The sequence below is a fragment of the Scandinavium goeteborgense genome (assembly GCF_003935895.2).
In the GTDB taxonomy this organism is placed as follows: domain Bacteria; phylum Pseudomonadota; class Gammaproteobacteria; order Enterobacterales; family Enterobacteriaceae; genus Scandinavium; species Scandinavium goeteborgense.
The window spans coordinates 982,998-1,008,405 of record NZ_CP054058.1 but is presented as its reverse complement, the minus strand read 5'-3'; the positions used below and the strand labels follow the sequence as shown (position 1 = coordinate 1,008,405).

The 25,408-nt window shown below is 53.7% G+C and carries 32 protein-coding genes and 1 pseudogene; 4 read left to right on the top strand and 29 right to left on the bottom strand.

The annotated features are described in order from the left end of the window. Positions 1-130 precede the first annotated feature (130 nt). Complete coding sequence (locus A8O29_RS05700) at positions 131-568, top strand: hypothetical protein (protein WP_125355898.1); 438 nt, start codon at positions 131-133, stop codon at positions 566-568. A 194-nt stretch (positions 569-762) separates the two neighbouring features. On the opposite strand, the gene A8O29_RS05695 is transcribed toward A8O29_RS05700, so the two are convergent. From A8O29_RS05695 to A8O29_RS05575, 25 genes and pseudogenes are all read right to left on the bottom strand, one after another. After that, complete coding sequence (locus tag A8O29_RS05695) at positions 763-1,272, bottom strand: phage major tail tube protein (RefSeq protein WP_125355896.1); 510 nt, start codon at positions 1,270-1,272, stop codon at positions 763-765. A 12-nt stretch (positions 1,273-1,284) separates the two neighbouring features. Continuing rightward, positions 1,285-2,778: a phage tail sheath family protein gene (locus A8O29_RS05690; RefSeq protein ID WP_125355894.1), complete on the bottom strand. Its 1,494-nt coding sequence runs from the start codon at positions 2,776-2,778 to the stop codon at positions 1,285-1,287. 56 nt (positions 2,779-2,834) lie between these two features. Continuing rightward, positions 2,835-3,008 (bottom strand): hypothetical protein, encoded by a 174-nt coding sequence (locus tag A8O29_RS05685; RefSeq protein WP_168713909.1) that lies wholly within the window; start codon positions 3,006-3,008, stop codon positions 2,835-2,837. Then, a complete protein-coding gene (locus A8O29_RS05680) occupies positions 3,005-3,175 on the bottom strand; it encodes a putative periplasmic lipoprotein (protein ID WP_168713908.1) in 171 nt (56 codons plus the stop codon). The genes A8O29_RS05685 and A8O29_RS05680 overlap by 4 nt, the downstream gene beginning before the upstream one ends. After that, entirely contained in the window at positions 3,172-4,008 is an 837-nt protein-coding gene (locus A8O29_RS05675) for a peptidoglycan-binding protein (RefSeq protein WP_125355893.1), read from the bottom strand. Before A8O29_RS05675 ends, A8O29_RS05680 begins: the two co-directional genes overlap by 4 nt. Positions 4,009-4,021: 13 nt before the next feature. Then, complete coding sequence (locus tag A8O29_RS05670) at positions 4,022-4,453, bottom strand: tail fiber assembly protein (RefSeq protein WP_246316644.1); 432 nt, start codon at positions 4,451-4,453, stop codon at positions 4,022-4,024. 1 nt (position 4,454) lies between these two features. Then, positions 4,455-5,930 (bottom strand): phage tail protein, encoded by a 1,476-nt coding sequence (locus A8O29_RS05665; protein ID WP_174081259.1) that lies wholly within the window; start codon positions 5,928-5,930, stop codon positions 4,455-4,457. Beyond that, positions 5,923-6,462 (bottom strand): phage tail protein I, encoded by a 540-nt coding sequence (locus tag A8O29_RS05660; protein WP_174081258.1) that lies wholly within the window; start codon positions 6,460-6,462, stop codon positions 5,923-5,925. The genes A8O29_RS05665 and A8O29_RS05660 overlap by 8 nt, the downstream gene beginning before the upstream one ends. Beyond that, positions 6,437-7,363, bottom strand: coding sequence for a baseplate assembly protein (locus tag A8O29_RS05655; protein WP_246316643.1), 927 nt, complete (start codon positions 7,361-7,363; stop codon positions 6,437-6,439). The genes A8O29_RS05660 and A8O29_RS05655 overlap by 26 nt, the downstream gene beginning before the upstream one ends. After that, positions 7,360-7,695: a GPW/gp25 family protein gene (locus tag A8O29_RS05650; protein WP_174081257.1), complete on the bottom strand. Its 336-nt coding sequence runs from the start codon at positions 7,693-7,695 to the stop codon at positions 7,360-7,362. Before A8O29_RS05650 ends, A8O29_RS05655 begins: the two co-directional genes overlap by 4 nt. A gap of 24 nt (positions 7,696-7,719) precedes the next feature. Beyond that, a complete protein-coding gene (locus tag A8O29_RS05645) occupies positions 7,720-8,334 on the bottom strand; it encodes a phage baseplate assembly protein V (protein WP_174081256.1) in 615 nt (204 codons plus the stop codon). After that, positions 8,327-8,944, bottom strand: a complete 618-nt coding sequence (locus tag A8O29_RS05640; protein ID WP_174081255.1) for a phage tail protein — start codon at positions 8,942-8,944, stop codon at positions 8,327-8,329. The genes A8O29_RS05645 and A8O29_RS05640 overlap by 8 nt, the downstream gene beginning before the upstream one ends. Beyond that, complete coding sequence (locus A8O29_RS05635) at positions 8,941-9,447, bottom strand: phage major tail tube protein (RefSeq protein ID WP_125351743.1); 507 nt, start codon at positions 9,445-9,447, stop codon at positions 8,941-8,943. The genes A8O29_RS05640 and A8O29_RS05635 overlap by 4 nt, the downstream gene beginning before the upstream one ends. Continuing rightward, a complete protein-coding gene (locus A8O29_RS05630; RefSeq protein ID WP_174081254.1) occupies positions 9,447-10,013 on the bottom strand; it encodes a hypothetical protein in 567 nt (188 codons plus the stop codon). Before A8O29_RS05630 ends, A8O29_RS05635 begins: the two co-directional genes overlap by 1 nt. Continuing rightward, positions 10,010-10,648, bottom strand: a complete 639-nt coding sequence (locus tag A8O29_RS05625) for a hypothetical protein (RefSeq protein WP_174081253.1) — start codon at positions 10,646-10,648, stop codon at positions 10,010-10,012. The genes A8O29_RS05630 and A8O29_RS05625 overlap by 4 nt, the downstream gene beginning before the upstream one ends. Beyond that, positions 10,645-11,001, bottom strand: coding sequence for a head-tail joining protein (locus A8O29_RS05620; protein ID WP_125351746.1), 357 nt, complete (start codon positions 10,999-11,001; stop codon positions 10,645-10,647). The genes A8O29_RS05625 and A8O29_RS05620 overlap by 4 nt, the downstream gene beginning before the upstream one ends. After that, on the bottom strand, positions 11,001-11,330 hold the full coding sequence (locus A8O29_RS05615) for a DUF2190 family protein (protein WP_174081252.1): 330 nt from the start codon (positions 11,328-11,330) through the stop codon (positions 11,001-11,003). The genes A8O29_RS05620 and A8O29_RS05615 overlap by 1 nt, the downstream gene beginning before the upstream one ends. A 64-nt stretch (positions 11,331-11,394) precedes the next feature. Beyond that, positions 11,395-13,452: a ClpP-like prohead protease/major capsid protein fusion protein gene (locus tag A8O29_RS05610; protein WP_246316642.1), complete on the bottom strand. Its 2,058-nt coding sequence runs from the start codon at positions 13,450-13,452 to the stop codon at positions 11,395-11,397. Next, entirely contained in the window at positions 13,391-14,923 is a 1,533-nt protein-coding gene (locus A8O29_RS05605) for a phage portal protein (RefSeq protein WP_174081251.1), read from the bottom strand. Before A8O29_RS05605 ends, A8O29_RS05610 begins: the two co-directional genes overlap by 62 nt. Then, positions 14,923-15,141, bottom strand: coding sequence for a hypothetical protein (locus A8O29_RS05600; RefSeq protein WP_174081250.1), 219 nt, complete (start codon positions 15,139-15,141; stop codon positions 14,923-14,925). The genes A8O29_RS05605 and A8O29_RS05600 overlap by 1 nt, the downstream gene beginning before the upstream one ends. A 178-nt stretch (positions 15,142-15,319) precedes the next feature. Next, positions 15,320-17,248 (bottom strand): annotated as a pseudogene (locus A8O29_RS05595) (phage terminase large subunit family protein); the annotation flags it as partial. Beyond that, positions 17,248-17,742 carry a DUF1441 family protein gene (locus A8O29_RS05590; protein WP_125351751.1) on the bottom strand — a complete coding sequence of 165 codons (495 nt, stop codon included), beginning with the start codon at positions 17,740-17,742 and terminating at the stop codon, positions 17,248-17,250. The gene A8O29_RS05590 and the pseudogene A8O29_RS05595, both read right to left, overlap by 1 nt. A 175-nt stretch (positions 17,743-17,917) precedes the next feature. Beyond that, on the bottom strand, positions 17,918-18,517 hold the full coding sequence (locus A8O29_RS05585; RefSeq protein WP_174081248.1) for a hypothetical protein: 600 nt from the start codon (positions 18,515-18,517) through the stop codon (positions 17,918-17,920). Beyond that, a complete protein-coding gene (locus tag A8O29_RS05580; RefSeq protein ID WP_125351753.1) occupies positions 18,518-19,042 on the bottom strand; it encodes a KilA-N domain-containing protein in 525 nt (174 codons plus the stop codon). It abuts the gene before it with no gap. 206 nt (positions 19,043-19,248) lie between these two features. Then, the gene (locus tag A8O29_RS05575) at positions 19,249-20,715 is read right to left on the bottom strand and encodes a glycosyltransferase family 2 protein (protein ID WP_174081247.1); all 1,467 of its coding nucleotides are present in this window, start codon (positions 20,713-20,715) and stop codon (positions 19,249-19,251) included. A 105-nt stretch (positions 20,716-20,820) separates the two neighbouring features. Here A8O29_RS05575 and A8O29_RS05570 point away from each other — a divergent pair, with 105 nt between their 5' ends. The 3 genes from A8O29_RS05570 to A8O29_RS05560 all read left to right on the top strand — a co-directional run bounded on the left by A8O29_RS05570 (position 20,821) and on the right by A8O29_RS05560 (position 21,717). Beyond that, a complete protein-coding gene (locus A8O29_RS05570) occupies positions 20,821-21,003 on the top strand; it encodes a type II toxin-antitoxin system HicA family toxin (protein WP_125351755.1) in 183 nt (60 codons plus the stop codon). A gap of 58 nt (positions 21,004-21,061) precedes the next feature. Next, positions 21,062-21,475 (top strand): type II toxin-antitoxin system HicB family antitoxin, encoded by a 414-nt coding sequence (locus A8O29_RS05565; RefSeq protein ID WP_125351756.1) that lies wholly within the window; start codon positions 21,062-21,064, stop codon positions 21,473-21,475. A gap of 104 nt (positions 21,476-21,579) precedes the next feature. Then, positions 21,580-21,717, top strand: a complete 138-nt coding sequence (locus A8O29_RS05560; protein ID WP_168713813.1) for a hypothetical protein — start codon at positions 21,580-21,582, stop codon at positions 21,715-21,717. 260 nt (positions 21,718-21,977) lie between these two features. Here A8O29_RS05560 and A8O29_RS05555 read toward each other — a convergent pair whose 3' ends face one another. From A8O29_RS05555 to A8O29_RS05540, 4 genes are all read right to left on the bottom strand, one after another. Continuing rightward, entirely contained in the window at positions 21,978-22,196 is a 219-nt protein-coding gene (locus A8O29_RS05555; protein ID WP_125351757.1) for a hypothetical protein, read from the bottom strand. A gap of 93 nt (positions 22,197-22,289) precedes the next feature. Next, positions 22,290-23,132 carry a cell envelope biogenesis protein OmpA gene (locus A8O29_RS05550; RefSeq protein ID WP_125351758.1) on the bottom strand — a complete coding sequence of 281 codons (843 nt, stop codon included), beginning with the start codon at positions 23,130-23,132 and terminating at the stop codon, positions 22,290-22,292. Between the two features lie 192 nt (positions 23,133-23,324). Beyond that, positions 23,325-24,188 (bottom strand): cell envelope biogenesis protein OmpA, encoded by an 864-nt coding sequence (locus A8O29_RS05545; protein ID WP_125351759.1) that lies wholly within the window; start codon positions 24,186-24,188, stop codon positions 23,325-23,327. 142 nt (positions 24,189-24,330) lie between these two features. Next, entirely contained in the window at positions 24,331-25,383 is a 1,053-nt protein-coding gene (locus A8O29_RS05540) for a DNA-methyltransferase (RefSeq protein WP_125351760.1), read from the bottom strand. Positions 25,384-25,408 lie beyond the last annotated feature (25 nt).

The following is a 25,408-nucleotide window of genomic DNA, read 5'->3' as shown; positions in this document are numbered from 1 at the left end:
GTCTCTAATGAGTACCCAAAGGTTTTTGATTCATTATCTTAATCAAATAAAATTTAAACGGCCGACATGCTTTAATTTCAAACTCCATTAGATGAAGTTTATTTGGCATGTATACAGAGTGTTTCAATCAATGAAAATTAATGTGCTAGCATTGTTGTTGATAGTATCATTTCAAGGTTATGCGACTGATTTTACTTGTTCAGAGTCTGCGGCTTTCCCTTACATGAAAAAAATCTATAATTCTGACACGGTTTATCATGTAAAAGAGAACCCAAAGACTCGAGTTCTAACACTTCAAGTAACATCTAACATTCAATACTATGACCCGAACACTAAAGCTATGTCACCAGTCGTTAGGAATACGGGTGATAAATTTTATGCTAAACATCTCGAAGACAATAGATGGATCGAGCTAAACCCTACAGTCATGACTGATTCAGAAGGTAAAACGTTAGAGTCTGACCCTTTGTATTTTGAATACAATGATGAAAATGGAACCTTCAATGTTTTTGTTATGAATGGTAATGGTGGGCTAACACTAGATCAAGAATGTCTCGAAGTTGAATAGTGAATATCCTATTCTCCATATCATTATAATGTCAAAACGCCTGCTCTTAGCGCATCACTGTCCAACAGTTCTTCTTATGGCTTTAGGCAAAACCCCGACATGCAACGCACCCACGGGGTTTTATCTTTTCTGACTCCGTGGTACACCTATTTTACGGTCGTATTCCTGCTGATCATTCTAATCCCATCAGTCAATTACATCAGCAGCGCGTCTTTCTCGTCGGCAAGAACGTTCACGCCGTTAATGCTGCGGATCATGTTCGCCGGGTCAATCTCGTAGATTTCTTTTCCGTCGACCGTCAGCTTGTAATAGCTGAGATTCATGGTCACTGACATCCCCACGCCCTCTTTGCTGTCGGTCCCGGCTTCGTCTGGGGTAATGGTGCCGATGAGACCTTCCATTTCATCCACGAAGGTGTGCAGCACGCCGTCGGTGTCACGATACGTACGGCGAACCTGTACGCGGGTTGAGCTGCCGGGAATGAAGCCAAACAGCGCCAGCACATCCGGGTCGGTCCCGACCTTAAACTCGGTCTGCATAGGCTCCATGCCGTTATCCACCGGCGTGGCCATATCCATCCAGGTGGTTTTGTAATTGCCGATGGTCGCGGTGATGGCTGGCGGCGTCAGCGACAGAACGCCCGCCACGCGGGTGTTGTTGCCCAACCACAGCCCTGATTTTGAGTAGATAAATCCAGTATTCATGTTGATTCCTTATCAGGCGGCAAGGCTGAATGCCTGAACGGTGTAGGTGTTGTCGATAGCGTAGGTCGCGGTGATTTCTTCTGCCGGTGATTTTGGCCCGATGGCCACATTGAAATACACCTTACCGGCTGCCAGTGATTCAGCAGTGTTGAGGTCAGGATCCAGCCAGCAGCGTCCCCCGTTGAGTACGCCCAGCTTTGTCTGCTGACGCAGGTAGCTGTTTACCGAGCCGACAATCGAGGTAGCGAACGCTTTATCAATCGGGCGATCCAGATAGTTTTTGGTCACCATCAGCTGGATTGAATCCTCGATGGCATCCATCGTCCGGCGCACCGATTCGAATCGATACTGCGGGTCGTCCGTACACAAGCGGTTGCCCCAGTGCTTGTAGGCATCGAGCATCACGACGGTGCTGACGTTCGCCTGGTTGAGCTGGTTCACCACGCAGGTCTCATCGCCCACGAGGAAGCTGTCCACCTGCTCGAGACCGGTAAAGCCGTAAACCTCGTGATTGGACTTCGACCACCAGTAACCGTAATCGCTGTCGATACGGACCCGGTGACCGGCAGCGGCAGCGGAATACGGGCGGCTGGTGCTTTTGCCGGTGACGTCGCTGGTGACCATGATGCGTGGTCGCAGGATTTCCACGCGGGCGCCATACTGCTGGCCACGGCGGGCGACCTCTTCCGGCGTCGCCATCGAGGGCGAGTCGAGGTAGGCCACGGCCCGGCACTGGTTCGCCATGCTCTCGAGGGCTTTACCGACACCGTCGTCGGTACTCCACTCCGGCGCAATAAGGATGCGCGGGTTGTAGTTGAGGCTGGACTGCCCCAGTTTCAGCGCCTCGATACCCTGAATAATCGCCGCGCGTTGCAGGTCTTCTGACGGGATTTCCGGGACACGCACCACCATCACCAGGGCGCCAATCTGATTTAGGATGTCGTACATATCGTCATACAGCGTGCCTGCATAGCCCAGCTTTTTAGCCTGACTGCGGCTGCCAGAAATGAGGGACGGCGTGAACAACGGGAAAGGCTCATTCTCGCCTCCGGCCAGTGCCGTGGCGCCAAATGGCAACATGATGCCTGCGCCGATCATCCCCTCCGGCAGCGCGGCGGTAATGCTGAGCTCTGCCAGGCCTAGATCCAGCTCGCCGACAGCAGCCACCACATCCGCTGCCGTGGCACTGATTACGCCGTCGCCGTCAGTGCCAAGAATGATGGTCAGCTGTTCATCTTCGAAAAAGGCCAGCGTGGCAGCTCCGCCGGATGAATCCGCTTCTCCGGTGGTCGCCAGCACATTCAACTGATTACCGTCTTTGCCGCTGCGCGTCGCGCTGAACACAATCTGGTTGTTCAGCAGCGAGCTGCCGGTGGTCAAGGTCGCCACTTCACCGCGCTGGGCCAGCGGCGCTGTACCGACGATGCCGATCACCGACATATTGACGGTGGTGATTTGTTTCGCGGCGTTGTCTGTTTCACTGGTCCGGGTACCGTGTAAATCCATAATGCTCTCCACATAAAAAAACCCGCCGGAGCGGGTCTGTAAACTGAATGGGTGGGTTATTTGGTGGTGGCGGTAGCGTGACATTGGCTGTCGCGCTTCAGGGCCTGGTCACCGCTGCACTGAATGTTGCCTTTGGTTTCATCGTGCCGGACGTAGGTGATGATGTTCGAGCACCCAGCCATCACCGTGCACAACATCAGGGTGGTGATCACCTGAACTGCTTTTTTCATTGGTTCGCCTTACATTGAGAGTGATCGGAGACCGTGACGCTGTTGCCGAGACTTTCCACACTCACCACCGGCGCACAGGCCTGCTGGCTCCCGGACTCTTCGATATGGACCCAGGTTCCCGAGCATCCGGACAGGACCAGTGCGGCGATTAACATCAGAGCTTTCATACGCCGTAGACCTCCTGGTCGAGTGCCGCCCAGGTATCTTTCCCGCAGACCCCGTCGACCGCCAGCAAGTGCGCCGCCTGGAACGCCATGATGCCGTTGACCGTATCCGGTCCCGCGCTCCCGTCAGGTTTCAGGCCGAGCATCAGCTGGAGCTCGCGCACGTCATCGCCGCTGGCGCCCTCTTTTACCTGACAACGGATAATCCCTTTCCCGTGCGCCAGCTCGAGTGCGGCCTGCGCTTCAGTGGCATACGCCGCGATGAGTTGCGCTTTATCGGTACCGTTGATAATGCGGCGCGCATTGACGTAGTCGGTCGTCGTATCGGTCAGGTAATCCGCCAGCGCCTTGCCGGTGAACCACCCTTCCGCCATCCCGTTAATCGCCACCTGCGCTGCCACCCATGGCGTCATCGCTAAATCAGGCTGCATCACCAGCGGCACGTCGTGCTGGAGCGTCAGGAAGTCCACCACCTGCGCCTGCGCCTTCTGATAATTGTCTTTCCAGGTCAGCTGGACGTAGCCGCGCCCGTCGTAAACCTGCCCGGTCTCCGGGTCCGGTTCGCCGTACGGACGCCCCGCCCCTTTGCCGTACTCCTCGACCGGTTGCATGGTCGCTGCCGTTTCGTGATAGGTCGTGGCGAGCACATAGGCCAGCCAGCTCACCGGCACATGACGGCCCAGCACGTTGTTGTAAATGAGATAGGCAGCGGTGAATCCCGCCAGGCACTCAGCCTGCACGTCATTCACGCCACCGTTAAACCAGACCGCATTCATGCGGGTCTGAAAAGCGCACAGGGAAAATCCTCGCAAACGCGATTTGTTATGTCTAAACATGGAAACTCCGGAGTTAAATAATTAAGGATGGTGTTGAAGGCCATTCAATATCAGGGGCTGTCGATGTATCCACCCGATTGACCTCCACGCGATATGTTTTCCAGGCGTTTAGCTGCTCTACCTCTTTATCTGTCGCAATCCCCAGGTCAACCGCGTCCTGAAGCGGGGCAATTGCGGCGCTGGCCGTTGCCATTAATGACGATTTGGTGGTTTCAGCCTGTGCAATACTTTCTTCCGGAGTTGGCGGTGGGGGCGCAGTCAGTATTGGCGAACCACTTTCATTTACAGTAATAATATTGCCGTTTGACTGACCGTTGAGGAGCGTTTCATATTTGACCTGGGTAATCTGAGCAGCATCCGGTGGCCATGAACCTGACTTTTTATAGTCGGCTTTCAGGGAGTCATCAAAAAAACCCATTGCAGATGCGCTAAAGTAAATTGTCATATTAATAACCTATCGCTATCCAGCTAAGTGAGACAGAACCTTCCTCGGCGTACATTGTAAATCCGGTTTTATCAAATGCACCCAGCGAGACCCCGACAAGGCCCGTGCCAGAGTCGTTTCCAACAGGCCCAACACACGCATTTGGAAAAGCGACTGGGAACGTTATTCGCGAATTTTTGGTGTAACTCCCATGACCAAATTGAATAATCAGACCTGTGTTAGTATCTTTAAACCATCCATTCCCGGCCTTCGATGCAGTATTGACTTTTTGATAACGAGCATCAAAATTCCCATAGTTACCAGGAATAATTTGCTCTTTCATCTCCAGACGGCCAGTACGGGTGTTTATATAACCGGTAATTCCGATCTCCGGACCGGCATCATTTTCAGTGCAATAAAATCCAATTCCATACCAGGATTTAAGCAGCAGGTTATCGCTTGTAAATCCGGCCGCATCGTTTCCGCCATAAATACCCGTATTGTTCTGGAGTACATTCAAACCGCCATTAAAATTAACGACCTTTTGAAACGTGCCACCTTGCGATGCTGAAACGGCATCACAATCAACAGCTGCCGGTTTATAGTGATCTGTATAATGTTGCGTCCAGTTTACCGGGTCTTTTGTATCGGTATAAACCATCCCGGTATATGTCTGCTTAGTGCTAATCAGTTCTACCCAGAACTGACTGGCGTATACGCTATAAATATTTACACTGAAGCGGGTGTTCTCTGAGTTTTCCGGCATGCCCTTCGTAGCATTAGCGCCCCCTCCGGCTCCAATGGCTGAGCGAATTTCCGTGCAGGTAATATCAAAAATGGAGGACAACTGGGTTGTGCCTGTCGTTGAGCCTTGTCCATAATCCCCAACCTGCAAAACACGCCCCGCAGTGGTGTCTGAGCGACTCACGGTAGTATCAGCCGCCGCTGCTGTCCCACACCCTATATTTTCACGCGCCTCTGCCTGAGCATCTGCTCCCAGTTCTGCGATTTCGCCCAGGCGCTTATCCTGGCGCAGATAAATCGTGTCGGCCTGCGTCTCGGTGAGATAGCTCCCGTCCTGAACGTTCAGCGTAATATCGCGGGTATCGGAGACCACCAGGTCAGCCAGAATTTTCAGCGATGCCGCGTAGCCGCTGTCCGGGGCAGGTTTCTCCTGCTCTGCAAAATTCCCGACCGCGTACAGCGTGCCGTCATCGGCAAAAATGCCAATTTCACGGAGGGTATAGCCGCCGCTGCTGGCCGGAATAATGCACTCTGCCTCGAGCACCGACGCATCAGTCACGCTGACGTTTAACGAGCTGAGGACATCGCGAAAGGTTTCGTTGGTAAGCGCGGTTTGCGTGGCATCGGGTGTCACCGGCGAGCCTCCGCCGTCCCCGACCGCAAAGTCGGTCAGGCTGACCGGCGCACCGCTGGCGTGCGCGACAACCTCCAGCGCTTTCCCGGCATCGGTTATCAATAAATAGTAATCACTCATCGCGTTTTCCTGTGATTCTGATGGTGTGCTGCACGACGCTGGCGCCGCCGCAATAAATAGCCCCGGCGACCGACTGTTCGCCAATCTGGATATCGCTCATCCAGCTGCGGGCGTTCTTCGCATCCGCAACCTGCTGGGTGATGAGCTTCAGCTCGTCGGCAGTCACGGCGTAACCGTTAACCAGCACGCGGAAGGTATACGGTTCTCCGACGGGCGAATCCCTGAACCACTCCACCACATCGATGGAGCGGCCCACCGCCTGCAGCGCATGTTTCACCGCGCCGACGGTACCGCGTGTTTTGTTCACCTTCGGGGCGTTTTTGATAACGCTGCGCTCTTGCGCTTCCGTCCAGTTCGCATCCCAGTAGGTGATCGCATATTCCCAGGCAAGCCAGGGCAGCAATTCGGCGGGACACAGGTCTGGATTTTTGACAATGCGGATATCGATGGGCTGGTCGCTCATGTGCCCCATCACCTGCTCGAGCGCCTGTTCACTTTGTGTCGCGTTAGGCGGCAGGAGTGTCCGGTACATCGCTCCCCCTTACGATGGTCAGATTAATGCCGGTACAGAAGGACACTTCTCCCATCCCGACCGGAATAGTGGCCAGCGGTGAATCCAGCGTCACGTCATCCACACCGGGTTGTTTCAGTGCGCGGTAAACGCCTGCCAGCGAAACGCCGGTACCAATCTTGTGAACGCTGTCGGCGTAGCGCTGCATCGCGTTTTCAGCCGCTGTCTCGACGGTGTCGGCATCCGGGCCGTCGGCAATGATGAGCGTGGCGGTCACCTCATAGTTAATGACCGTCGGTGCCAGCACGCTGAGGTAATCCGTCAGGGGGCGCACATACTCGTCATTCAGCGCATCACTCACGGTCTGCAGAAGTGCATCCGACGGTGTGCCGTCTCCCTCATTGCTCAACGGGTAGACATGAACATGACCGGGTTCGATATCAGCAGATTCCGCAGGGCCATACGCCCGCGCATCCGCCACGCTCCCGTCAGCTGACAGGGTGAAAAACTCGTAAGCCTGAACCGAGCCTGCGGTATTGCGCGCATACCAGGACAGACGAATACGCAGCCGGAATGCGTCATCGCTTTCCATCACCGCCGCAGTTGGCGGAATAGTGCTGTCGTCTCCCGGCGTAATGACCAGGCGGGACACGTCATAATTCGCGCCCAGCTGATCCAGGTCGCTTCCTTTGGCATACGCCAGCAGCACGGCCCAGACACCCGAGTTAAAACGCGCGACGTTGACCATTTCGCGGTAAACCAGAATTTCCAGTAGTTTCATCGCCGGGTCACTTTCAACCAGGGCAGTGAATACCGGACTCAGTGCCTGCAACTCTGCCAGCCGCTGCGCCTTCATGACTTTAAAGGTCGGCATTTCCACCGCCTGCGGCGGCGGGAGCTGGCTGAGGTCAATGGTGTTCATAGTTTGATGTTCTCCAGCAAAACCGCGCGCTGATTCTCGGTGTCCGTCGCCCGGATAGTGACAATGATTTGCCCTTCACCGGCTTTCAGCACCTCAATGGTGTTAATCGTGACGCGAGGCTCCCAGCGGGCAATCGCCACGGCTGTCGCCATTACCACGCGAACCGCCGTGACATGATCCGCCGGATGGTCCACCAGCCGGAGCAGATTACTGCCGTAACCCGGCAACATGACGCGGGAGCCCAGCGGTGTGCTCAGAATGTCCTGCACCGACTGACGTATATGGTCAGTCGCTGAGAGCGGTTTTCCGGTTTCCCGGTTCATTCCCTGCATGGTTCCCCCATAAAAAAAACCGACTCACTGGTCGGGCTCTTCGGACTGCATTTTTTGGTTAGGTGGACTGGTCGTGCCGCCCCCATCCCCGTTCTCGTTATGCTCATGGAGATTGTGAGTATCCCGCATCGCCTGCATTGAGCCGGTCTTGTCTTTGACATCACCGGTGACATCCAGATTGCCGTCAATTTCAGTGTCGCCCACGAGCCTGAGTCCACCCGTAGCCGTCACCGTCACTTTCCCGCCGTCCGGCAGCGTGACAGCCATGGCGTGCGCCTGGGTGTCGTACATCACCGTGGCGCCGTCGCTGTATTGGGTGACGTGCTGACCGGGCACCGTTGCCGGTGGCGGCCGGTCGTTGGAAAAGCCCGCCGGAAAGACCAGACCACCGTCCGTCTCCCCGCCAGGACTCAGGACCATCACCGCCGCCCCGACCGCGGGCATGCTCCAGTCATTCACTTCCGAATCAGAACGTGCGGACCAGTTCAGCCAGTCGCTGACGTGTTCACTGCCGGATACCGGGTCTGTGCCAAACGTCACCCGGCAACGCGGCGGGTCCGCCTGCACGCTGTGAACATTGCCGTAGCGCAAGATTTTCATCAGGCGCTGGTAAACGTTCGCCAGAGTAAAATCAGCCATTATCGTGCTCACTTAAAAAGGCATTCATTTCGCTGACGGCCTGGTCTGACGTCGCCGCCGTCGGGGCGGGCACCTCAGCCGGTGCATCATCGTCCACCCCGCTCAGGCTCTTACCAAAGTACTGCAGTGATAAGGTGACGTTCTGGTGGCGGAACTCACCGGCGCCGCGAAACTCATCGACGGCCTGCTCCAGCTGCGTCATGACCCAGAACCCCATCACCAGACCGGAGCCGGTGACCAGCATCATGGGCGTTTTGCTGTTGGCCTGGCGACGCAGCCATTCGACCGGATCGCTTTGTCCGGTCTGCCAGCTACCGGTCGACGCCAGCACATCAGAAAGCCCGGTCATGTCCACAAAGTCCGCATACAGTTCGCAGTCAAAGCGCATCGTCGGGGCTTTCTTGCCGGTGTACTGCAACCGGTCCTGGCGACCGATGCGGCCCTGGGCGGCCCAGGTCCAGGCGTCGCTGATGGTCAGTTTGTTGTAGGCCAGCGTGGAGAGCTGGAAGATAAAATCGCCCCACATCAGCAGTGGCGGCAGCGGGGTGTTGAGGGTTTCGAATTGCTGGTTGTATTGCGACTCGAGGATCGCGAGCGGGTCAATAATCATGTCAGTATTCCCGAAATAGCGCCCGAAATACGCTGCGGATCCACGCCCATGATTTTGGTCGTTCCCAGCGCGGCGTTGATTTCTAGCAACGACTGAACGCCATCCACCGATACACGGTAGTAATTCACCGTCATCGACATTTCCTGCCCGACGTTCAGCTTGCTGTCGCTGCCGTGCTCGTCTGTGCGGATCGAATCAATAAAGCCTTCGAGCTCGTCATGGAGGAACACCACGGTTTCACCCACCCGGTAGACCCGCCGCACGGTCAGACGCGCCCGCGCGCCCGCAGTGAGCCCCAGAAACAGAAACGCGGTCGGGTCCATACCTGCGATTTTATAGTGCGCGGTCATGGGTTTGATACAGCGCGGCACCCCGACTGACACCGGCATCGCACCGGCTTTATACCGGGCCACGTCAACACTGATTTCCGGCGGGGTGTAGGCCACGCTGTCAGAGAGCCGGACGCTGTTCAGGAACAACGAGCAGCCGCGATAAACCGCCATCAGTCCTCCCCCGATTTTGCCAGCAGGGTGTAGTCATCTTTATGGCCAGTGCCCACATCCGGGAACACACCCAGCCAGAACTCTTTGAACACCGGCATATCCGGCTCTTCAAACGGGTCACGCCCGACGGCCAGCAGCTGCGTAAAGGAAACACTCCAGATGGCATGGTCTGCCCCGCCTTCTGAATTTTCCCAAGTCATGGGCTCGGCCGATTCCATTGCCGCCGGTGCTGTGCCGGTGCCAAACTGCCGCCCTTCTATCCAGTCAGACATTTTGAGCGCGGCGTTACGAACGCGTGTCTCCGTGCTGCCCCGCAACGTTTCATCCTCGCCCTCGGCGGCCACAAAATGGCGCAGAATATAGAAATGACAGGTCAGCGCCAGCGTGACATTGCCGCCGATTTCACGCTCTGCACGCTCCCAGCGGGCTACGTCAAAAAAGACTGCGGGCGTCGGGAAGTCGCTACCAATATCGGGATAAACCCCGGTCGTGACAGCCCAGGGGATTTTCGCCAGTTCCGCCACGACGGCATCCTGATAATCATCCAGCCATTCAACGCCGTTCATATTTTCTTCCCTTTACCATTCAGATGGACATTACCCGCCACGCGTCCACGAAGATCCTTCGTGAAGCGCTCCATGAGCGTATCGCCTGCGTGAGCAAAAAGGTCACTGTCTATGGCTGAAAGTACTGGTGTATTCACGGGCACTCTGGCCTCTGTGACATGCCCCTTTTCAGTACGGATCCAAATTGACCGCGTATTACGCAGTGTGGCCGCAAACGAATTGATAAATGATTCAGGCTTGATATTGGGTGACCTTGGGATAAACGTCGCCCCACGGGATCCACGATACGGTAAGAACCGCCCTTTTGAGTCGCGCTGTCGTTCCAGTGGTACACGCGGACTTTTGATCCGGCCTTTGAGGGAACTCACCGGCATATCGCTCAGACCGAACCAGATTTTTCCCGAACCCGGCTGATTACCTGAAACTTTTTTCGTAAACCGCCGTACGCGGCGCTGCACCAGTTTCTTATTTTTAGCCCCGGTTTCGCTAAACATCATGGCAACGGATTCTTTGTACAACTGATTTGCCGTTTCTTTCAGGGCCCGGTAGAACGCAGCAACCATCTGTGATTCAGTCGCCCCAAGAGCGGCCTTCACCAGGCGTAAGGCCTCTGTATCAATGTAGAATCCACTCATAACCGTGCTCCTGGCGTATCGAGTCCCGACTTCTGGTATTTCGACAAAAACACCTGGGTTACGCCGGAGCCATCCGGCTGCAGCGATTTCACGTACCACATCGTCTTGATGATTAGCACCGGGTCCTTTTTCTGGAGGCCGACGATATCCCGGTCGTGAGCGGTGAAAGACGGGTCACTGCCTTGCATCTGCCCACCGTCAGGCATGCCTGTCAGTAAAAAGGGGGTGTCAAACACCCCTTTTATCGTCTGCGAACGGGCTTCACCCGGCCACAACTCAACGCAGCCGTCGACATTAAAGGTGGTGATCAGAACATCATCCGCCGCTGCCATCAGCGCGTTGAAGTCGCTCATCAGTAACCCAGGCGCACCGGCGCGTCGATGTCGCCCGTTTCGGCATCCGCCCAGGCGGTACCGGCCACCACATCACTTTCTGTGACGCTTACGTTGCCGCTTTCCACATCGAAATACAGCTTTTCACCGGCAGACCAGGATTCGGCTTCATCCTTCGCCAGCGCAATTACGCCGGTCATATGCAGCACGCCGTCTTCACCGTCAGCGATATCCGCATGCGCGACACCCAGCATCGCCCCAACAGACACGGGGTCTCCGGATGCCACATCCGCGCCGGTACTGTTGGTCCAGTCCATCGTTTCACCGTCTTCAATATAATTTTTAGCCATTACGTTCTCTCTTAGTAAAAAAAGGCACCTGCAATGAGGTGCCTGGGTTCTCAGGGGAAAGGGATCAGGATGCTGCGCCGGTTGCTTTGAGCATGCCGCGATAATCCATCGGTGCCACACCGGCATCGATGCGCACCTTCATGGTTACGCCATCGACGGTAAAGCCGGAGGTGCTTTCAACGGTTGGTGCCGCATTGCCGTCCAGATACGCCACCTCGATGGTGTCCGCGCCTTTGCGCGCTGCCAGGTACCAGGAATGTTCATCGGCCTCATCAAGGCGAGGTTCGGCAATGATTTCCGCCATGTTAAGGACCGGGTTTTTAATGCCAGAGTTGTAAGCTTCGCCCGGCACCGAGGTCGAATGAATAATCTGATCGGCATAGGCTTCCTGCAGGGTTGGCACCAGCAGGTACGCCGGGGAAATATTCAGCGTACGGTCGCCGGATTTCTGGCGCTTCATCATCGAGCGGGCAGATGCCAGGTTATCAATATTCATTTCGCCGGAGATGTAGTTGTTGCGATCTTCGCTGAACAACGGCTCGCCGTTAAAGTCCGCGTTCTCCGTCAGGGTCGCGTAGACCAGGTCACCTACGGTCGCTTTTGCCGCGCGCCCCATCGAGGACGGAATTCGGGTAATGAAGGACATGTCATCATTGATTATGGCCTGGCGGTCAATGCTGAACAGCTCGCCATAGGTGGCCAGACGAATAACCGCGCCAGAATCGTTCAGCGTGGCGTATTTGTACTCAGCCCCTGGTCGCACCTGGCGCAGACTCGGAAATGCTTCCAGACCGACACGGTTGCCCGGTTTAAAATCTGGCAGTTCACCCGAACGGGTCCACTTATCGAAGGTTTCTTCCGCTTCATCCCAACCGAGCAGCGCTGACTTGCTGGCCGCATCCATCAGAATATGGGCAAAGTCGCTGCTGCTGTGGGTGAAGGCCATGCCCACAATGCCCATACGATCCATCCCAGACACGCCGATACTGCGACCGGTCAGAGAGGCGCGCGCCAGCTCCATCAGACTCATACCATTAAACTGGTTATCGGTCTGGCGTTCACCGAAACCGGCACGCACCATCACCACGTTACGCACGGAATCACCGATGATGTTGCCGTTGCCCGCGTGAACATGAACGAAACCATTCGCGCCCGGCGTGGTTCCGTCCGCCAGCTTCGCCAGTAGTTTTTGCTGCGCATTGGCAGCATCGCAGAACTGATCGGTCAGACAGGATGCCTGCAATTCAGTCACGCCGGGATGGTTCGCGAATGCGGTAAATACGCCAGACACTGCAGCGCGGCGTTCGGTTTCATTCTTCAGGCGAATCTGCTCCATCTGTACGGCCAGCGCCGTCACATCAACAGCGGGTTGAGCAGGCTGCTCAGGTGCCTGATGGGTCGCCACTGGCTGCGGTACTTGCGGCTGGTTTGCGTTGGCGTGTGGGGCAAAAAGCTGCTGGGCTGCCTTTGGCATTTTAGAAAACTCCTTCGTTACATTGTCGTTAATACATGCCGCCATCTGCATTTCAGGCAGCAGCACATCAGCAAAACCTTTTTCCACCGCTTCCGCGCCGGTCATCCAGGTTTCATTACTCATCAGGGATTCGACGTCCTCGCGGGACAACCCGGTTTTCTGCGTGTAGGCATCAATCATCACCGCAGAGTTTTTATCGAGTAGATCGGCGTAATCACGCAGATCACTGGCGTCACCCACCAGCCCGCCATACGGGTTGTGAATCATCATGAATGCGTTGGAGGGAATATGGACCGTGGCCCCCGGCAACATGGCAATCACCGAGGCCATGGATGCCGCCAGGCCATCAATGTGAATATTGACGGTCCCGGTCAGACGCTTGAGCGTGTTGTAGATAGCAAACCCGTCCAGCACGCTGCCGCCGGGTGAATGGATACGGATCTCCACCTGCGAGGCATTAAAAAGGCCAGCTTCGCTGACCTCACGTAAAAATCGACTGGCTGAAATTCCCCAGCCGCCTATCTGATCGTAAAGATGGATTTCTCCGGGGTTATCGTTGGCAGCCGCCTGAATCTCATACCAGCGATTATCCATCGCCTTTACCTGACCGCTGGCCGTGAGTCCCACCAGCACCTGCTGTTTGCTCATTGGTTGTCGTTCCTTTGTCGTTTGCCGGATCGGTATCAAATACCAGCCCGTGCTGTTGGTTGAATTTCACTTCGCGCTGGCGCTGCAGTTTGGTATTTCGTGGGCTGCCACCGCGCGCCCTTACCCATTCCGCTTCCGTTGCCGCCCCGCCACGAATCTGTGTTTTCCAGGCTTCGCCCTCTTTCACCGGATCGATCCACGGCATGACCGGTGCCATGTAGGTCGCGTTGTAGAGCGTGGAAAGGTCCAGATCTGAGGGGATTTTGATGCCGCTGAGCAGGTACATGCGCAGCCATTCGCGGTACATAGGCCGGACGGTCCGGGAGACAAACCAGTCCTGCAACACGGCATAGCCTTCGAAACTTTCCACCAGCTCCTGACGCTGTGAGGAATACGTTCCGTTGTAGTCACGTGAGATTGAGGAATAGCCGGTGCGTGTGCCAGCGGCGGCGGCGCGTAACTGCCCGTTACGGAACTCCGCCATGTTGGAGTTGGGCCGGTTAGACTCCAGCATCTCCAGCTCTTCGCCGGGAGCCAGATCGTCGTAAATCATGCCCGCCGACATATCAAAGTTACGGTACTTGTTCTCCGGGCTTTCCCAGTCGCCGCCCTCTTCGAAAACCGAGCTGTCGCCACGTTTGATCCAGAAACCCAGCATCGCCGCGATGCGTGCGGCCACGCGCTCGCTGTCTTCGTAATCCTTCAAATCGCCCAGGCGCTGGATGACATTGGCGAAGATTGTTACGCCACGCAGCTGGTGCAGACGCTTACGCATCGCCAGATGGAGCATGCTTTCTTTGCCAATGACCTTGGTTCGGGAGCCACCAAGACCACTCTGCGGGTGCACCAGATAAATGTTGTATGACTGAGGACGGCCCCAGGCATTGATGTTGATGCCCTGTATGGTCATCTGCCCATTGTTATCACCTGACAGGTTCATCGGCACAAAGTCGGCTTCCAGCATTTCAAAGGCGAATTGCACCGGTGTGGAGTACTCAATGCCCTTCACGGGGCCGCGCACCAGCTGTGTGAACACTTCACCATCGCGGAGTGCACTGCGCAGCATCAGGCGCTGTGCTTCCGCCAGGCTGAACATCCCGGTAACTTCCGGCGACTGTGCCCATTGTTCCCACGCTAATGACAACCGGGCGGCGAAGGCTTCGTGAACCTCACCCTGCAGGTTCAGCGGGTGTGGTTCAATCTGGATCCCGCGCGCACCGACCACCCGTTCTTCCAGTTTATCGAGCATGCCCGAGGCCAGGTCATGATTTTCATCCAGCCATCGCGCCTGCTCACGCAGTGACGCACCTGCAGCAAATACAGCGGTGTTGGCGCTGTGTCTTTCCTTTTTGGCTGCGTGCGTTCGTGAAGGCCGGGCCGCTTCATAAGCCTTAATCTGGTCCTGAGCAGCCATCCTCCGGAGCGCACGCTGTGGTGCAATCACACCCAGAAATTTTGTATAGAGTCCCATTAATACCCCGTGAAATTGACCAGTGAGAAGGGTTTACCCTTGCCTTTCGACCGGGCATTACGGTACCGGCGGTCCCAGTAATCGAACGCCTTTTTCAGTTCGCTGAGATCTTGCCGGGTCAGGTTGCGCCCATTCATGCTCAGGCTTTTGGCCCCGAGCGCATCGATGTAGGCTTTCTCCGCCCTGTCCCGCATGAGTTTTATTTCAGTGATACGCATGTCAGCTTCCGAATGTTCTGGCTTTCTTCTTGATAGGTGGTGGCGTCGAACGTGGTGTTCTTGCCGGAGGTTGTTCTTCACCAGCACTGTTCGCTGGCGTATCACCTTGCCCGGCGCTGGTATTGACCGCTTTGTTCAACAACTGAGGTTTTGCCCACGCTGGCGGATTGCTCCAGTCCTTGATGCGTTCATAGCCGCGCAGTAGCGCCAGCGCATGGCAGTAACACATCAGGTCCAGGGCTTCGTTCGCCCCCTTTCCCGGCTTGCGCCACTTACCATTAGAATCGCGTTCCTCGTAGGTGAGCTCGTCGTAAAACCACTCTCCGAGCCAGTCAGGGAAATGAATAAAGTTCGGCCCCGGCGTATCGCGCCGAAGTGCATTGTGGACCCGGTCTTTGAGCTGGTCGGTCTGGAGGAAATACAGCGGCACATCGCCGCGCGCACTGGCCTTACGGTCTGAGCGGTTAGTGTTATCCGGATAAGAGCGGGTGATGATTTTCCCGCGCGACGTGCTGTCGCCTTTGAACAGATAGACCTGTTTACGAAGGCCATCCCGCTTGCACTGGCGCCAGAATTTGTAGGCGTTGTCCGTGACTCCGTCTTCACCGCCGCTGTCCACGGCCATGCACATTACGGGCATGGTACGGGTCGGGTCGCTCATCAGCCGGTACTCTTTGTTGAGCACATCGGTCACCAGTAAATCCCAGTCCTCGATGTAGCCACCCGGATCGACGGGCATCGCTTCGCCGTGTTCATCGCAACGCACAGAGGTTTTGATGTTGTAGCGGTCGATCACCCAGCGCTCACCGTGCTGACCATAGCCGACGATCTGCACCACAAAACGACGCTTTTTGCCGCCCTGGACATCCACCGCTGCCACCAGAAACCGGACATCAGGAGGAACAAAACGCTTCTCCATCACTTCGGCGCGCGCCATCAGCTCATCACCCCGGCGCTGGTCCATTGCTGAACGCGGCAGATACGGCTGCCCCCAATCGGTGTTGATCACCGCTTTCAGGGTTTCCTCACTGCCGGTGGTTTCATAGTCCTGCTCCGCCGTCAGCAGTTTGTAGACCAGCTGCGTCAGCGTCTGGTAAGCCGCTGCGGGGCCTTCCATCCAGAATGATGCAATACGGGAGCGCCGTGGCTCGCCACCGCGAATGCCCTCTTTGGTGATGGTTTCACCGTCACGCAGCCAGATGCCGAGACTGTTAAGCTCACGCTTCTGCTGAGGCTTTATTTTCCCGACACAGTGCGGACATTCAAGGTAAGCAGCCTCACTCGCCAAAACGGGATCAGAAATATCCCGGTAGCCAGCTACTACATCGCCTATTGGCTGAAAGTACTCGCCACAATGGGGGCATGGCCAGTACCAGCGCCGACGGTCGCCACGGTTATAAAGGGAAAGTGCACCCGTTGCTGGCGGCGCTTCATGTGGAGTACGGCGGCGCCATTTCACATCAGTGACATCACGGCCAGGGGAGGTCTCTACCAGAGTCATACCCGAGGACATAAATGTAGTCGTACGCTTTGAAGCCAGAGAGAATGCATCACCCTCGCCGTCGATATCCTCCGGAAAGCGATCGTAATCGGTCAGGGCAACACATTTGTAATCTGAGGACGACATGATATTGATTGACGGCCAGCCGATTTTTACATAATTACCGGCAAGGAATGTGCGGTCGTAAACGTTGTTATCGTTTCGATTTGGACTCAACCGCTTCGCAACCTCAGGACTTACACGGAATGTTCGGGCAAGACGTTTTTTGGAATGTTCCCGCGCCTTCTCTTCTGTCATCTGGATAATCAGCATATCCGCGGGATCGCAAACTACGTTGTAAACCACCCAGCCATCTATAAGGCCAATAGTCTTCCCTGTTCGGGCTGGGCCCACGAAAACCACCGCATCATACTCACGCGATGCCAGGCAATTCATTGGCTCAATAACATAGGGGGCTACTAACGGATCCCAGGGAACAGAGTTTCCGGCGCCCATCGGGACACGCATAAAATTCGCCACTGCGTCAGCCACCAGCATTCGGCGAGGGGCGCAGTAAATATCATTGGCCGAAAATTTTGCCCCTTTAGCCGTTTCCTGGTCTGGCATCACATCTCCTGCAGCTCTTCCTCTTCGTTGACGCTGTCTGTATCAACCACACGCTGGGCAATCTGATCACGAAGGTCATCAATAATAGTCTGCACACGAACAACGGCTGTCGGCGGTAAAGCGCAGTCACGCTCCAGAATATCCGGCAACGTTTCGAGCACCTGTACAACGGCTTTTGCCATCGATGAAAATTCCCGACGAACGTCACTTGCCGGTATCAGCTGAGCTGTTTCAAGCTCGAACTTCAGGCGTTCGCGCTCAGACTGATACCACGCTTTACGGTCTTGCGGGTTCATATCTTCTCCGCTGACCGGAGCGGGGAGGCGCATGAATTCGGCGAGAATATCCGTTAGTGAATAGAGAGTGAGATTGCTGCCGTTACCACCCGAGGGAGCGACATTGTTAAGCCGGTTGTTGACGGTTTGACGATGCGCCCCGGATAACGCGGCGAGTTGAGTAACGTTAAATTTAAGGCTCTTCAGTTCCTGATCCATAACACCTCCAGTGGTGAACATAAATTAAACAAAACCACTACTAGAAAAAAAATAACATCATACTTTCAAATAGATGCAGCAGTGGTGACACAAAACAAAAACACAAAAACTAGCCGTTTCCCGCGAGTTAGCGCCCCCGTGGATGATCCCCCCCGCCGGGAGTACCTTTGAAAATTCATGATGGGATCGCCGGTGCACCCTGGTGCAGGCGCCATGCCTGCCGCCGTTCACGTCTCAGGGCATTATTCCAGGGTCGCTCGACCGACAGGCCGTCCTGATGCTCGACCAGTGACCAGCAGGGATAGACAACCACGCCGCCACAGGCGTCACCGACCGCATAGTCAGCCGCCTTGTGGCTCTCCCAGTGCTTCAGTACTTTAGGAAGGTGAGCTGGCGGCACGCTGTAACACACGCCATGAATCAGGCGCGGTAGCGTGATGTAATCGCCATGGATTTTGTCAGCAGCGATAAGTTTTTCTGCGACCTTAGGCTGGTACTGCGGCGGGCGCCCGGTACCGAGATAGAAGCTCACCAGGGAATCAGGGAAACGCTCAAGCCATGGAACAACCAGCTGCTCGAACCCGTCTACCGGCAGCACGTCATCCTCCAGAACAACCACGCGTTCATTCTGCTCAGCAGCCCACTCCATCGCCCGGCGGTGATTCCAGTTGGCGCCATGGTCATATTCATCCAGAAGCAGATGTGCACCGAGTCGATGTGCAATGCATTCAGCCTGACGGCGACGCTTATGATGCCCGACTACAACAAACTTCACTTATGCCAACCCTTGCATGATTGCAACCATGTCAGGATCCATCTGGTTAATGAGGTTCTGACGGGTTGATTCGAGCATTCGCTTATTCCCACCGACACCCCACTGATTCATCTTGCGCGCGCAGGCGCTCACTTCCTGCTTTTCATTTGAGATAAGCAAATCAAGCCGGTTTAACATTGTTATGCTGGAAATACCGCCAAGCACCGCGTCGCGAAATGTGTTGTACACACGAATCTCAAACTTAGGACTAAGCCATGCAGCATAGCGAATAGCTATCAGCTCAAGTCCCCACGCACCGGATTCAGTGCCACCTTTGATAGTCTTAATCGAAGCTACATTTGTAGCTTCGCTCAACTCATGAGCAAACCGCTTAACCTGAGCGCTCTTGATAAAGTTACTTGGGCGCTGAGAACTTGTCGCCTCACCTTTCAGAACGGCTGCTTCATGAAGATCATTGAGACTGTACCGCCCCTCTCTATCGACACGAACGGATACGCCATTAACATTTACGATTGGATATTGCATGGTGATTACCTTCAAAAAAGAGACCTCTGCTCACCAGAACGGCCATACCCGAGCGCACCATGCATCGATGGCGTTCTCAGAGGTCGCTTTTGTGAATGGTCTTAGGGTTAATAATACGCGGTGAGTGCGCAGTGAAATTCGGATACAAAAAAAGCCCCGCAATTGCGAGGCTTTCAGAGTTTTATGCAGTTGAAGAAAGGTAAGGACTATTTATGGCGCCACCATGCCAGCTCCTTACCAATGCCGTTGGACTTAAACACTGTATGTACCTGTGGCCCGGTGACCACGCGGTCGCCGAATGACTTTGCCACGATACCGAAGGCAAGCATGTCACCCACCGCAGCAGAGTTATGCTCCATATTCCAGAAGCGGTAGCTCTCGATGCGGTAATACAGCCGGACGATACCATGCGCAAAAGCCATCACATCCTCACGGCAGCCACCCAGCAGGCCAGCGTTCAGCATGACCTCGTGGCCATGTGCCGCGATGAACTCTTGATACTGTTTTTCCGGGTGCGACTTGCGTGCCCACTCGTCGGCGTAAAGCGTCGGCTCTGAACCGACATACACTCTGCCCGGCTCCATTACCTGCCACGGCTGGTGGAGCATTTCAACGTCTGTGCCGTCAGTACACCAGACGTGGGTATATTCGGGATGGTCGCGCAGGAAGTGCCAGATATGTAGCCAGCGCCGGAAATAGACATTCATCGCAACGTCCGGCACGCCCACCAGCTGAGCGCCGGTCGGGGCTTGTTTCAGTTCATCAGTCAGTACAACTGCATCAGCACCGCGAACCGAACTCGCCCATGACGACAGCAACGAAGCATCAGCTTTCATCCTGATCCCCCGCTGCGGGTCCGGACGGCTGGTCAGCAGCGTGGTCAGCACCAGATTCTTACGGGGCCGGTAATCAGCAAATCCGGTGTAACCCGATTCACGGCGGCCGTTGTAAATCCCTGCGTTGCGCTTTACCAGCTGAATACGGTCGGGCTGAGGTACTGAGCGTTCAATCGCTTCGTGTTCATCAAGGGAGTAAATCAGGCGCTCAGAGCCTGTGACATCGGCAAAGGCCCATGTCGTCAGCCCGGCATTATGAATACGTAATGCTAAATCGCCGTGTTCATACATGCCCCGATCGTAAATCGGGTCAAAGCCGCCTACTTTCTCAATCACACAGCGGTGGTAATACAGCATAACGCCACGCTGTGCGGTGTAAGCAATATGCCGATCATCCCGGTGCAGTATGGCTAAATCCTTGAGCTTTTTTGGCCCGGCCAGGTCGAGAAACTGATAGGCCAGATGGGGTTCAGGGGATTCGATATACGGTTTGTGCCAGTTATCAGCCACTGGCCATGCGTCATCGTCCCATAGAAAGAGATGCTCACAATCGGCATCCATCAACGCCTTCAGGCTGGCGTTCTTCGTTGCCACAATGCCCTGCGACTGCTCATGACGTATCAGTTGCACGCCATCCGGAACGGCTGCCGCATGTTTTGATCCATCATCGATAACCACCACCAGCGCACCGGCAGGCAGATGTTTTAAATGCTGCTCAAGCGTGCTTTTCAAAACCTTCGCGCGGTTGTGGGTGGAAATAGCGATGCCAATTCTTGCCGACGATGAACCGATCGGCCTATATCCCACGCCATTAATGACAACATCGACAACCTGCATAGCTCCCCCGAAGTTTAAAAAAAGATGTGTATTATACACACCTAAATTGCATCACTCTGATTGAGTGTGTATAGTGTGTTCATCAGTTAGCGAGACGGAGGAAGTTTGAAAAGTTCGGAACTGATAAGGCGGTTAGAAAATGATGGCTGGACGTTGGACAGAGTTAAAGGAAGTCACCATACGTTCAAACATCCTGATTTTTCTAACCTTGTGACAGTACCCCATCCCAGCAAAGAGATTAAACCGGGCACCTTACGGCAAATACTCAGAAAGGCCGGGATCAAGTAATCAGGATAGCGCCCCTCGGGGCGCACCTTTACGACGAATTCCACGGGGAGTTTTAACTATGCATTACCCAGCTTTTATAGAAATTGATACTGATGGTTCAGCCAGTGGGTGGTTCCCGGATGTCGATGGCTGCATCTTTGCCGGTGACTCAATCGAAGAGACGATCGCAGATGCTCAGAGCGCACTCGATGCACATTTCGAGGCCTTAGTAGCCAACGATATGGATATACCGGCACCCGGTAAAATGCAGGATCACATCGCGAATAAAGAGGCAGAATTTACCCACGGTCAGTGGGTACTGGTCCATGTAAACATGGATAAGTTCGACGGTCGGGCTGAGAGAATCAATATCACTCTACCCCACAGGTTATTGAATCAAATTGATAACGCCGTTAAGGGTCATACCGAATACACAAGCAGAAGCGGGTTTCTCGCCGCTGCGGCACGACACGAACTGCACAAGGTGAGCTAATACCTTCCTCCGTCTCATCCCCTGTGCGTCTAATGCCCTGGAATCCTCCGGGGCATTTCTTTTCCCTAGCATCCTTAATAATGCACCCCACAGGATGCATGATAATGAAACTAGCCTTCATTGGCGGCTGTTCGGCTTTCTTCAACATCCAGGAACAGATAGATGCTCAACCACGCGAACATATTCACCAGAAAGTAAATCGAGGCGGTAACAACCCACCCGCTGACAGCCAACGTCAGTAGCATCACGATTAGGCAAAAAAGACTATATGACCGACTCGCTCTAGAGACTGAGCGCCTCATTGCTGTTACGTCAATTTTTGAGGTGTCTAACCCCGGAACAACAGCAACTGCCAGAAGACAGCACGAGGAAAATACAGATACCAGCATCAGAACAACGCATGCCACAAAGCCAATGTTCTGAGACCATGGCGCGGTATAAAAATGACCATACCCGATTGCTATGGGAATTAGCCACCAACTAAGAGCCCGTACTGATGTTTTCATAATATGGGTGACTGACCAGGATGCTTGCCGGTATCACTAAGGGTCAGATCGCTTTCATCAAACCACTGCGTCACAGCGCGACCATCGCCTGCTTTGTAGTGAACGTAATAGCCGTTCTCTGCCCCATTAGCGTACTCTGCTCGCGCCTTAACAGCACCGAACTCACCGCTAATTGCGATCTCCACCAGCTGGTTTAAATCAAATTTGAATGACATTCTGACTCCATAAAAAAAGCCCCGGCAGATGCCGAGGCTCACTTGCTCTTGCCGACTGCATGGGCAGCCGTCGTGCGAAGAGTAAATTACTGGTTAATTGGTGACAGAGTTGTCGATCGTCGCAATATCATTGCCCTGCTGGTCTTTAATGATATTCACTGGAACATCATCAGCTTTACGGGTTGCCAGGACGTTGATGTCTTTTGCATCATCACAGTCAAAGTTACCCTGCACTGATAAGGCGATTGGATCTAGGCTATCGTCATCTGAGAACATGATGTGCTGGACACTGCCATCCTTGCCAATCTTTTTTACGTCAACAACTCCTGATGATTTATCTTTTTCAAGATTATAAACAATTCCATTACGCGAATCGGTATCAACAACCACGCCCCCACCGACGTATTTACCGGAAGTTACTACGGCACCGACAATATCTGCACCTGCGTAACTAGAACCCGCACTAAAGCTTGCATCTACAAGCTTTACGTACTTGTACTGATTTTCCTGACCTTCTACAGCATCAACATCAAATCCATAAGTTGAACCTGCTGAGTTGTATTCTTTATAAACAGGCTTAACTTCAATCCAGTTTTCTTTATCAGCGGAAATGAATACAGAGAAAATCTCACGTTCTGATTGTTCGATGATAGAAAAATCAGGTGCAGAAGTTTTATCCCCAGTAATGACAAAGGGATCAAAACCTAAAATGAGTGTACCGCCATCACCAAGCGGCACAGCATTATCATCTGGAACACCAAGAGCATTATCTGGTGAGGTTACAATCGTACCAGGACCTGGGAAAAATTCTCCCGAAGTGGCATAGGCGAGTCCTACACCAGGTACTTCTGGATAATCTTCATATTGTTGAGCAAAGCTAGAAACTGACAGAGATACAAGTGTAATACCGAGGACTGCTTTAAGTGCATTTTTCATACAATTACCTTTATGAGGTATAACATGCAAACTAAGGAAATTTATAGATGCGTCTGGCCTGATATTAAAAAGCCCCGGAAAATACCGAGGCTTGATATGTAGAGCTAGATATTCACATAACTAACAACTCATATCCAATCTACAATTCTTGAGACCCTTTATAGCATCCAAATATTAGAATTAACTTTAGGGTTAATTGGTAATCGAGTTATCGATAGTCGCAATATCATTCCCTTTCTGATCTTTAATAATGTTCACTGGAACATCGTCAGATTTGCGGGTAGCAAGCACGTTGATGTCTTTAGCATCATCGCAATCAAAGTTGCCTTGTACTGACAATGCAATCGGCTCCAGGCTGTCATCCGTGGAGAAAGGGATGTAATCGACACTGCCGTCCTTGCTGATTTTCTTTACGTCGACAGCACCTGTTTTTTTACTTTTTTCCAGGTTATAAATCGTGCCGTTTCGGGAGTCAGTGTCAACGAGTTCACCACCTCCTGAATATTTAGCGGTTGCTAAAACGACACCATCAATATCAGCCCCTGAGGTTGCTGTCGTTGAGCTAAAACTGGTATCTACCAATTTAATATAATTATATCCGTCTGAGTCAGAACCAAGTGAATCCAGATCATAACCATCAACGTTACCGATACTATTTGACTGTGTTGATACTGGTTCAATCTTTTCCCAGGTTAGATTATCTTTCGAAACATAAGTGTCCCATGATTCAAGAAGCTTATGCTCATAAACGTAGAAATCGGCTGCATCAGTACCATCAGTACCATCAGTATGCAGAGTTAAATCACCGGTAGAAAGAACTACATTACCCCCTCCGCCCAGTGAAAGGGTTGCTTGATCGGGTTCTCCCAACGCACGGGTTGGATCGTCTTGTGGAGCCTGTACCGAACCACTGCCAACATCATACGATGAGACCTGGGATGCGAAACCAACACCATCCGCCGGAATATCAGGATAACCATCGTATACTTGAGCAAAGCTAGAAGCCGAAAGAGAAACAAGTGCAATACCAATGGCTGCTTTAAGTGCATTTTTCATACAATTACCTTTTGATGAGATGACGAACGAATCTGAGGACTTCATTTGGTGAGAGTGACTCAGATATGAAAAAGCCCCGGCGTATGCCGAGGCTTGATTTGTGAGCCGAATAACTCATTTATTCGGCTCATTGAATGAGCCGTTAAGGCTGAGTTAATTCTTTTACTTCATCAACTGTCTGTTGAAACCGTTCTGTTTCCAGCTCAACGCCTATCGCTTTACGGCCTAACCGTAACGCTGCTTTCAACGTCGAGCCTGACCCCATAAAGAAATCCGCAACCACATCACCCGGCCTGCTGCTGGCGCTGATAATTTGCTCCAGCATGTCAGCAGGCTTTTCGCAGGGGTGTTTACCTGGATAAAACTGCACAGGCTTATGCGTCCAGACATCGGTATAAGGCACTTCAACATTCACCGCAAAATAGCGGCGCAGGGATTTGTATTCCTGTATCAATTCACCATACGTCCGGTTCAGAACGTGGTATTTCTCCACCAGCTGGTGGTGCGGTTTATCAAGCAGCTGCTGCGCGTGCTTTTCGCTGGCGATACGGTCAAACAGCTTTTGCAGTTTGAGGTAATCACTCTCGTTCGGGAGTTGCCATTGGCTACCGCTGAACCAGTGAGAGACCATATTCTTTTTGCCGGTGGCTGCGACTATGTCTCTGGCCGTTACACCCAGGGCATCACGTGCATTGCGGAAATAGTCAATTAGCGGGGTTAGTGTGTGCTGTTTCAGGTCGCGGCACTTCTCCGCATATCCGTCGCTCTTTGGCTTGTACGGCCCTTGATAGTGCTCAGCAAAGAGGATGCGCTCAGTCGCCGGGAAATAGGCGCGCAGGCTTTCTTTATTGCACCCGTTCCATCGACCGGAAGGTTTAGCCCAGATGATATGGTTCAGGATGTTGAACCGTTCCCGCATCATGAGCTCGATGTCAGACGCCAACCGGTGACCACTGAAAAGGTAGATGCTGCCGGTTGGTTTCAGCACTCGCCAGAACTCAGCAAGGCATCCATCCAGCCAGCGTAAATAGTCCTCATCCCCGTTCCACTGGTTGTCCCAGCCGTTCGGCTTCACCTTGAAGTAAGGAGGGTCCGTCACGATCAGGTCAATGGAGTCATCAGGGAGAGTGGCAAGGTAATGCAGGCAGTCAGCATTGATCATCTCAATACTGTTTATTTTTACAGTGTTTTTCATAGATCAGTAAGCGGGACTAAGGTAG